The 10,654-nt window shown below is 23.5% G+C and carries 4 protein-coding genes and 2 pseudogenes; 3 read left to right on the top strand and 3 right to left on the bottom strand.

All coding sequences use genetic code 11. The features are described 5' to 3' along the window. Both HNP67_RS05885 and HNP67_RS05880 read left to right on the top strand, forming a co-directional pair. The coding region (locus HNP67_RS05885) for a protein BptA (protein WP_184125539.1) at nt 1-407 on the top strand (407 nt) is incomplete at its 5' end. Between the two features lie 2,381 nt (nt 408-2,788). Next, a pseudogene (locus HNP67_RS05880) lies at nt 2,789-5,997 on the top strand (Eco57I restriction-modification methylase domain-containing protein). Nucleotides 5,998-6,846: 849 nt separating this feature from the next. Here the strand turns inward: HNP67_RS05880 and HNP67_RS05875 are convergent. Both HNP67_RS05875 and HNP67_RS07000 read right to left on the bottom strand, forming a co-directional pair. After that, a pseudogene (locus HNP67_RS05875) lies at nt 6,847-7,585 on the bottom strand (ParA family protein). Between the two features lie 121 nt (nt 7,586-7,706). After that, on the bottom strand, nt 7,707-7,853 hold the full coding sequence (locus HNP67_RS07000) for a DUF226 domain-containing protein (protein WP_336509686.1): 147 nt from the start codon (nt 7,851-7,853) through the stop codon (nt 7,707-7,709). 572 nt (nt 7,854-8,425) lie between these two features. On the opposite strand from HNP67_RS07000, the gene HNP67_RS05865 reads away from it, so the two are divergent. Then, complete coding sequence (locus HNP67_RS05865; protein WP_184125537.1) at nt 8,426-9,277, top strand: P12 family lipoprotein; 852 nt, start codon at nt 8,426-8,428, stop codon at nt 9,275-9,277. Nucleotides 9,278-10,086: 809 nt separating this feature from the next. Here the strand turns inward: HNP67_RS05865 and HNP67_RS05860 are convergent. Further along, nucleotides 10,087-10,470, bottom strand: coding sequence for a plasmid maintenance protein (locus HNP67_RS05860; protein ID WP_184125535.1), 384 nt, complete (start codon nt 10,468-10,470; stop codon nt 10,087-10,089). Between the last annotated feature and the right edge of the window lie 184 nt (nt 10,471-10,654).

Genomic DNA, 10,654 nt, shown 5'->3' with positions numbered 1-10,654 from the left:
ATAATAAAAAGATGATAAAAGCGACAGGTTATCGTGCAGATGCTTATAGGGCGTTATCTATCGTTTATAAGTTTGATTTTAAAGTGCACGACAATAAAATTTTAGGTTTTAAAAGTGTAATTTTTGAAGGATTTGAAGATGCTAAAGTTTCAAAGCATGAAAATAATTTGCCAAGTGAGAAATGGCAGCAATTAAAAGATTTTAACATTGGTGATCCAAATGTAAATGAAAAATTTTTTCATTTACATTTTCCTTTTGTAGTAAAAAATACTTTGCGTGTTACTATTTCTAAAAGGTTTTTTAAGAAGATCAAAAAATTAAAACGATTAAAGATCGTTCTAATTTCTAATGAAGACAGAGAATATAAAATAGATATAGAAAATTTTTTGCCCAAATACAATCTTTAATTTAAATTGAAAATTTTTAAAATAGTGTGTTTTTAATTTTAGCATTCATTGTGAAAAATTATAAGGAGGAGTTTTAATAAATTAGTTATTTCTTATAGATTATTCGCTTTATTGTTAGCCATTAAGGACAATAAAAATTTGAAAAGGAAAATCCTAAATGATAAAATCAATTTTTATTAAAAACCGTACATCTGTAACCTATAAGAGGAAAGTTTTTTATTTTTAAAATTATGAGATAGCGTATTTTTAAAATTGCACCATTACATTCAAAAGCTTCTAGTTTATATCTTAAATGGCTTTTTGTGATTTTATAATCAAATTGTTTTTAAGGATTTCTTGAGCTTTAGAAACTTTATAAAATAAATATTCTTCTATCATTTTCATAAAATAAATGCAGATTTAATTTTTTAATAAAAAAACTTCAATATACACCATATATATTTATATAGTGTATATTATAAAGTGTAAATTTTATGTTTGTAAAAGCTTCTCTATTTTTCTACATTTTAGGGAAGTTGGTATTTTGAATAGGTGCCAGTAAAAAATGGTGCATAAATTTATAAAAAAGAATTATAAAAATTTAATTAAAATAACTATGTAAAATCTATGAAGTCCTAAATAACCAAAAAATAAGCATACCAAAAATGTTATAGTGTTAATGTAGTTTATTTATAGCTTTACAAGAAACACAAATTTCATTTTTTTTAATTGGCTTTCTATAAAAACTATAATTTATTTCTTCAAAAGCTTTTGACATAATTTTGTGCTTTTTTGGAAAGAAAATATACTTATCTAAAGGCATTTAAGATAAGTAAGTTAAATTTTTATTTATTAAAAATTTCATAAACATTGTAAATATAGATTAGTATTTAATAGATATGAAGAAGTTAATGGGTTATGTTAATAAATTGTTAACTTCTTTTACTAACAAATATTTATGTTTATGTTTTTCAAATTTTTAAAGTAATAATTAAGCAATACATTACGTAATGTATTGTGTTATTGGATGATTTTTTTAATTCTATTTTTGTTTCTACATAATTTGTCTTATATCTTCTGTTAAGCCCCTTTACTATAATTTTTTTATTGCGTTCGGTCTAAAAAAAGATATCTTTTGGGTCAAATCTAAATATAGTTGATTCGATTCCAATATCGAAGTCTTTTTTATTATTCCCCTAAAAGTCCATTTAATTCTTTTAAGGTTATTTATAAGTTTGTTGAGGTTGGTCTTTTGATATATTTGTGGTTGAGCGTTACTATGGGACTTTAGATATTTTGATTAAGTTTAAAACTAGTTTATTTGCATGAATTTTTATTATCATTTTGTATAGGTTCCCAAAATTTATTTTGAATTTCTATTGTTATATTGATTTTGAAAGAACATAAATTAAGGGGCCTGGATCAAACCCTTTGATTAGTATTAGTGTTCTTTTGGGAATATATTCTGGCAATTTTTTTATTTTTATTGTTGTGTTAACGTATTAATGTATGGTATTAAAGGATTGTTAATAGATCTTTTTTATCAAAAAAATCATTTTTATGACATATTTATTGTAAGCATTTGCATTAATTCCATAAACTGTTTCTATTGTAAATAAACAAGATTTCTTATTTTGATAAGTTTTGTTGTTTATATATTTAGTTGCTGGTAATTATTTCTGTTGACATCATTTTTTGGATTTTTTTATTTTTATAATTAAATCAACAAAAATGCAAATAAGCAATTTTTTAGCGCAATTGTTTATAAATGATAAAATAAAATAATGAAAACTAATGATATTGTAAAAACAAATGATCCAAATGCATCTCTTTATAAGGAGTTATCAAAAAACTTCATAAAAAAAGAAGATATTGGCAAAGTAAAAAGCTTTTTTATTTTTTAAAAAAATAAAATTCAAACTATAGATGATAATTCTACAGAAGCAAACATAGAATCTTTACTAAAATCTATATTTGAAGAATTATCTTATTCCGTAGAACAACAGAAAGGTGGTCGAATAGACGGAGTAGGGTCGAAAGTAGATATATTACTTTTTGAATGTGATAAAAAGAGGATAAATTTTAATAAAAAATCAAAAGAAGCTAAAGAAAATAATGAGCCTATTCCAACTGAAGATATCTTACTTATAGTAGAAGTTAAAAGTCCTTCTTTTAACTTTGACGCCAAGAGTAAGGTAAAAGAGGCGGAAGATCAACTTTATAGATATTTAAACCAATATCAAAAACACTATGGAATACTTTCAAATGGAAAGGTATGGAGACTTTATGATAAATCAAAGGTACTTTATGGTAAAAAAAGATATATTGAATTTAATTTTTATAAAATTAATAGAGAGGAAAACTACAAGGAACAAGATTGTTTTTCTTTTTTTAACTATCTTATAAGAAAGGAAAGATTCTTAAAAAGAAGTAATGTGATAAAAGTTGAAGAAGAAAAGATAACTAAAGAAAAAGAGGTAATTAAGAAAACTTTAAGGGATATACTTTATGAAAACCCGGACGACTCTATAGTATTTAAAATTGCAAAAAATATATATAAAGAAGAATTTAAAGTATCAAATAAAGAAATTACTAAATTTGACTTAGATAGAATACTCGAAGAATCAATTATTTTTATTTTAAGAATATTTTTTATTGCATATATTGAAGATAACGACATATTTAAGAAAATTTTAGAAGAAAACAAGCTATACAGATCTTCTATATCTTTTAGATATTTTTTTTATGATGAAAATACAAAAAAGAAATTAGGATATAGAAAAATAATAACAATTTTTAATTTACTTGATAAAGGGAGTGATGTAATAAAGTTTCCTATATTTAATGGAGGATTATTTGCACAAGATAAGGCTAAATATTTAAATAATGAAAGTTTGCTCAGCATTAGTGAGATTGAAGAAATACTAGTTAAAATACTTTTCTTTGAAGAAAAAAACATTAAAGATGAAAAATTTGTAGAGTATTCAAAGCTAGATCCTAAAAGTTTTGGAGAATTATACGAAACTTTGCTTGAATATGATCTGAGAATTGCAGATACTACTGTTTATTGTATTGTTGAAGACGGGGTTTATCTCATTTGCACTGAAGAAGAACTTAAAAACAAGAAAGTAAACAAAGTTGCTACATATTATAAAGGCAATATTTATCTTACATCTAGATCGCTTGATAGAAAGAAAAGTGGAGCATATTACACCCCAGATGACTTAACTGATTTTATGGTTACATCGTCAATTGAGGAACAGCTTAAAACCAAGCCCCCCCTAGACATAAAAAAATTATTGATAATTCTTGTGGATCGGGGCATTTTTTAATTTCTTGTCTAGATTACTTAACAGAAAAAGTATGGTACGAGCTAGATAAATTTGAAGATGTAAAAAAAGAGCTTGATAAAGAATATGGAGTTATTCTTAAAGAAAGTGAAGAGTATGATGTTCAAGATAGCATAAGTAAAGAATTAGTACTTAAAAGGATGTTACTAAAGAGGTGTATTTATGGGTGTTGATATTAATCCTATTTCGGTTGAAATTACTATGCTAAGTTTATGGATTAATACCTTTATTTTTGGAACACCACTAAGCTTTATTGAGCATCATATAAAAGCGGGAAATTCCCTTTTGGGATATACCAAGGATGAATTTTTTAATATTACAAAAAAGAAATTTGAAAGTGGATTTTCTTTGTTTAAAAAAAGAATCAAAGAAATTACAACTATTTTAGAAGATATCTATCAAAAAATTAAAGGTATTAATGATACTACTAAAGAGGATGTAGAAAAATCCAAAAAGATATACAAAGAATATGAGGAAAGTGAAGATATAGATAATTTAAGAATAATATTTTCTTTAATTAAACTTTATTCATTATCTTTTGATAAATCTTTAAATATAGAATTTAGCGATATTACAGCTGTAATTAGTTTAATTGAAAATATTTTAGGAAATAAAACTTCTAGTGAAGATAAAGAAAAAATAGAAAAAAATTAGAAAATTAAGTAGCTACTATAAATTTTTTCACTATGGAATTGAGTTTCCAGATATTCAAGAAGGATTTGATATTGTAATTGGAAATCCTCCATGGGAGAAAACTAAGTTTGATGAATCTGAATTTTTATCAAAACATATTCTTGGTTACAGAAAACTAAACATAAAAGAACAAAATAAAAGAAAGCAAGAAATACTTAGCAAAGATAATCATCCTTTGAACATTGAATACAATGAGAAAAAAAATAGCATAAGCATTATTAATAATATTTATAAAAGTGATTTTAAAGACTTTACTAGTGGGGGTGATCCAAATCTTTTTAGATACTTTATTGTATTTAATTTAAAGTTAATAAAACCAGGGAGTACTTTAACCTATCTAACCCCTTTTAGTCTTTGGAGCGAATCTAGTTCTAGAGCATTGAGAAAGCATATATTTGGTAAATATAAGCTTAACTATATTTATCAATTTCAAAATCAAAAAAGATTTAAAGATGTAGCATCGCTTTTTAAATTTGCAATATTTCAACTTAGTAATATTGAAAAAGCTACATCAAGTTTTAAAGCAAAATTTATGATCCAGAGCAGTGATAATATTATTAAAGAAATAACGAGGCATTTAAAAGATAGTAAAGATGATCCTTATAAAGGGATTGAATTAAATATAAATCAAATTAAAAAACTGTCTCCTATTCAAGAATCAATAATAGAATTTAAAGACAATGAAGAATTTACTCTTATTAACAAAATGTTTGGTCAATTCAGTGTTCTTAATGAAGAATATATTGATTTTAAAAAAGGGCTAGACCCAAGTATTAATAATCGCAAATTTTTATTAAAAGAATATAATAATGAAAATTTTATATTTCTGTATTCTGGAGCCAATATTCATCAGTTTAATTCAAGATTTTTCGAAGATAAAGCGGCAAAAGAAAGTTCTAAATTATTATGGATAGGTAAAAAAGACTTAAAAAAAGTATTAGCTAAAGATAATCACTGTCAAGCTGAAAGAATACTATATAGAAGGATTGCAAGAAATACAGATATAAGAACTATGATAAGTACCTTGTCTCCTAAAAATTGTTATTGCATGGGGTCACTATATATAAATTATGAGAAAACACCAATATCTCTTTATAAAAAATTATTTGTTATTTCTATTTTTAATTCATTAACATTTGATTTTTTGATAAGAAGATTTGCTTTAAGTACCGATATTGTAAAATCGTGTTTATATCAATGTCCTATGCCTCAACCTGAAGAAAAAGAAATTTTAAGCAATTCTTTATATTTAAATCTTGTAAAATACTTCCTTGCTAATAGCTAAAAATGATCCTGAAAACTTTAAATATTTGCTTTATTTAGAACATTTTGAGCTTAGTAAAGAAAAAGTCAATAAAATACTAAATTTAAATGTGGAAGATGAATTTTTCAAAGAAAAAGAAAATGAAAATAATTTTATTATAGCTGGCCTTTACTCATTAACCAAGAAAGATTTTATCACTTTGCTTAGTGATTTTAAGGTATTAAAAAACAAAAAAGGAGAAAATTATATTTTGTCTTTAATAAAAGGATATGATAATTATTTAAAAACAAATAGGCTTAATTAAGCATTTTAAAGAGATTTATGATTTTTTTAGAAAAAAACATCATTATTAGATGATGAAAAGGTTATTCTTAGTGAAGTGATTTTTTAAATACAGAGCCTAAAAAACTTTTAGAAATTGAAGAAAATAATGTTTATGATTTAAAAATTCAGTATGTATCATGGGTGGTGTTTTTATAAAGCTAAAATATTAGAAATAAAAAGCTTTATAAGTCTTCATAGAAAGTCTGCAGAAGGTCATATTGGCAGCATTTTTGCATATATAAGTTTAATTTAAAATAATTATCATTTATACTCAATAATGAGTTATTATTATAACAATAACATGCTTTTTGTCTAATTTGTTTCAAAACAATGGCCCCAAAAGTCTTTTTTTCGATAAAAGATTGGGCAGATGATTATACAATAATTTAGGCTTAGGATAATCAGGGTCAAATTATTATTTGTAATGGCTTGTGAGCCATGTGTAATAGGGAAAAAAGTAAAGTAATAGAAAAAAATCAATAAATTTACCTCTTATAGGCACTTCAGATCTTGATAATAGGGTAGATGAAAATGCATTAAAACATACTTACTTTATTTTATAAATGGATACTTTGCCTTCTAAGACTTTTTGATAAATTTTTAAATACCTATATTATTAATATCATCTTTTAGCTTGTATTCAAGCTGTTCTTTTAAGTTGTTATAATTTGCCAATTATTTATCTTGATTATTATTTAAATTTACCTCTTAGTTATAATTTCCAAAGCGGTCACTAAATAATTCTTCTTTATCTTTTTGAGTTTTTATTTTCATTTCAAATTTATTTTTTAATATTCCCCCCAGGAAAATATTAAAAAATGTTATAAATTTATGACATTTTTAATGCCTTTTTTGTTTCTTTATAATATTTACTCTTTAAATCTGGCTCTAAACGATTTATTATAAAAACCTTTTATACTATTATAATAATGAATTTTACTTTTATATATAATTACCATATCCTTTATATAAGGCATCTTCAACCTCCTTTAGGATATGTTCCTATTTTTAATAAATTGATTTTCAATAATTGAAATATTGTATCTTTTATCGATAATTTTTTGCATTAATATTCCTAAGCTTTCTACTGATCATGTTTCAGGCTGAACCGGAATAACAATTTGATTTGTAACATTTAATGCATTTTTTAAAATAAAATTATAACTTGGTGATGTGTACATGTCAAGCACAATATAATCAAAATTATAACTTAGAACATTTTTATCTAAACAAAACTTTAGTAAATTTTTCTTATTATCCATAGTTATCATAATTAACTCATCAAGAAAAGGGTGTGATTGGATTATAAAGATATGATCATTAACTTTGGTTGCGCATTGATCAAAATAAGAATTTCCTATTAATAAATTGTAAATATTGTTTTTATTGAAATTAGCTAAATATTCCTTAAACTAGGAAGTTAGGGTATTTTGTGAATCCATGTCAATTAATAAAACTTTTTTACCTAAATTTTTTAGTATATAAGAGTATAAAATTGTTAGTGCGCTTTTGTCTACATCTTCTTTAAGATTTGCAATTGTTATGATATTTGATTTTTTTATATTCATTTATATATTACTTCTGCAGTTTTTAGCTTTTTTTTGTAAAATTTATATACTGTATTCTCCATTTTTTTATATGGTCTAGATTAAATTTATAATATTTTGTGTTTTCTTTATCTTTATTTCTTTATAATGTTCTAAGAGACTGAATATAACATTTTATAGAATCTTTGCTAAATTTAAATTCCAAATAATAAAGGTTTTTTATCACATATGGTTTATTGTTTTTTGTCAAAAAAAAAGACTTTTCTAACTTTTTACATCCATGTTTTATTCCTAAAAATTTGTTGTTCTCTTTAAGGGGAAAAAGATTGAATAAGTGGTAGTTTTTTTATCATTAAATTTTTGAAGGGTTAAACTTAATTAAAATGGCTTGGTTGATATTGAACTACGTATTTTTTATCTTTATAAAGATAAATATAAAGAAATTATATTAAGATAATCGTTCAAAAAATACCTGATAAACCGTGAATTACTATTCTATAATCAATAATTATTGATTTGTTCAATTTTCTTAATTTCAACATAATAAATCCGATTATACTGATAGAACTGATTTATAAAATCTACTTAATAGTTTAATAACATTAATTCAAAGTTTAAGTATCAGTATTCAAAATGTGGCAAAACTAAACAAAAATGGGTTTAAATCTCTTAATTATACTTAAAACAAATGAAGCCATGGGTTATTTCTTTTTGGGGATTTTTTAGGATTATCTATATATTAATACGTAAAAAACATTTTTATAGCAAAATTGTACTTTGAATAAAATGATATACAATATTAAATGATAATAATTATAAATTATAATAATTATTCTTGATTAGCGGAAAGGAGAATATTTTATGGTAAAAAATTTGTTTTTATATATACTATTAATAGTAGGATTGATGTCTTGTAATCTAGATTCTAAATTATCAGATAATAAAGAACAAAAAAATAACAATGGCGCAAAAAGGGAGGTTTTGGATAGTGTTCAAAAAGATTTTACTAAAAATCTTGAAGGAGAGCAAGAATATAAAAATTTAGCTATTCCTGTAAAACCTACGATGAATTCAGGATCATTTGATAATGAGTCTGGTATATCAAACATCCCGATTAAACAGAATCAAAAAAAAGAAATAAAAGAAGAGGATTTAATTCCTGTTACTGATGAAGAAAAGAGAGCATATAAAATAATTAAAAATATAGAAGAGAATATTCTTGAAAGTTCTGGATTTTCTGAGTTAATTAGGGATGTATGTATACTTAAAAATGAATATGCTTTAATAAGAGGTAATTTTTATGATGTATTGCGTGATATTCAGAATAAATACATATCAATGAAAGAAGACTATGAAAAAAATAAAGACAAAATAAGGATTTTAACACAATTGCTAAATAAGGCAAGTATGGGGCATGAACTTGATAGACTTATAAATGATATTGATATTGCAGAACAAAAGATAAAATCTGCAGCTACATTTTTTAAGACCGCTCAGGAAAGTTTAAAAGAAAGCATTATTCAAAGATTAAAGAATAAAAATAAGGGGTCTTATTCATTACAATTATCTAGACAAGCTATAATTAAAGCAGAGAATGCTTTAAATCATTTAGAAACTCATGTCTATAAAAAGGTTGATTCAATAGTAAAAAAGAAAGAGATAACAGAATTTATTGAACATGCAAAGACTATTTTAGCAAATCTTAATGCATAAAAAAATATATGAGCTGCTATTTAATCTTTGATTTAGGAATAGCAGCTTGATTCATCCCATGATAGCTTTTTGGGCTCCTAATAGCGATTATAGACCACAAACTTACTTAAGGTAGTTGCCGTTTTAGTTTTTATTTTGTTGCAGTTAATAATTTTTTAAATTTATATTTGTATCGTACAAAGTACTAAACTTGTCACAAGGTCATTTAATGTTGCAAAATTACTGTAATTAGTAGATCGTTGTTGTACTATTATAAAGTTTTAACTTTATAAGTTTGTGCCAAATCCCTTTTCATAATATTCTTTAATCTTCTTAAAACATGTTTTTATAGGATAATCAAGTGTATAATAAATTTTAAATAATTTTTTTCCTTATTATATTTATTAGTTATTATTTTTATTTCTTTTTCTTAGTGTATTAAGATATTTTTCTAATTTTTCTATATCAATAAGCATTCTATTAAGACAATTGTTATGGTTTTTGGAGATAAAATTATTATATATAGTTTTCATAAAAACCTGGTTATAATACTCTGAGATGTGTGTTTCGTCTATATATTCTATTCTTGAAATAAGAATTATTAAGGGATAATAGGGTTTATTATAGCAATTTATACTTTTTATTTGTTTGAAAAAATTAGGCATAAATCTCTCCAAAAATGATATGTAATCAACAATTGTTATATATTATTATATTATTTAGTATAATGTTCTAAAAGTAATTATTACTATTTATAGTAATAATTACTTTTGGTATAACATATTTCTTCTAAAGCTTTGCACAAATTTGTTTTATAATGTATTTTACGGTTAAATAGTAGTAGGATTTTTTTGTAAAAGTTGTGCTACTTTCTCTGAGAGTGATTGATAGTAGTCTTGTATTTTTAAACCAATCTTTTCAAATGGGCAATTAATTTTATAATAAATTATAGATGTGGGATTATTCTTAAAAGATAATTTGACTATGATTTTTATATTTTTTTCTAATTCGTCAAGGTATTTTTGCATTGTTGGTAGATCACAAGAAATTTGATTTTCTTTTTTAAGAATTTCGTTGTAAAATTTTAGTAGAATTTTTTGAGAATAATTATCTAATATTAGATTGACTTGATGTATCGTTGTAGCAAGAAGGAATATTCTGATTCCTTGATCTAAGAATAATTGTAATTGTTTGTTATTTGAATTTTTATTCATAATATAAGTATACAAAAAATTTTTTGAAAATCAAGAATGAATTGATAAATTCGTAACAAATTTTAAAAATTATGTAATTTACTATTTTCAAGTTAAAGTCTTTAATCAATACATTCTATACTAATATAAAATTATTATAATAATTTTATATTAGTATAGAATGTATTGATTAAAGACTTTAACT

Source organism: Borreliella californiensis (genome assembly GCF_014205885.1).
Taxonomy (GTDB): domain Bacteria; phylum Spirochaetota; class Spirochaetia; order Borreliales; family Borreliaceae; genus Borreliella; species Borreliella californiensis.
The sequence above is the reverse complement of the archived record's forward strand: the minus strand, read 5'-3'. Positions and strand labels throughout refer to the sequence as shown.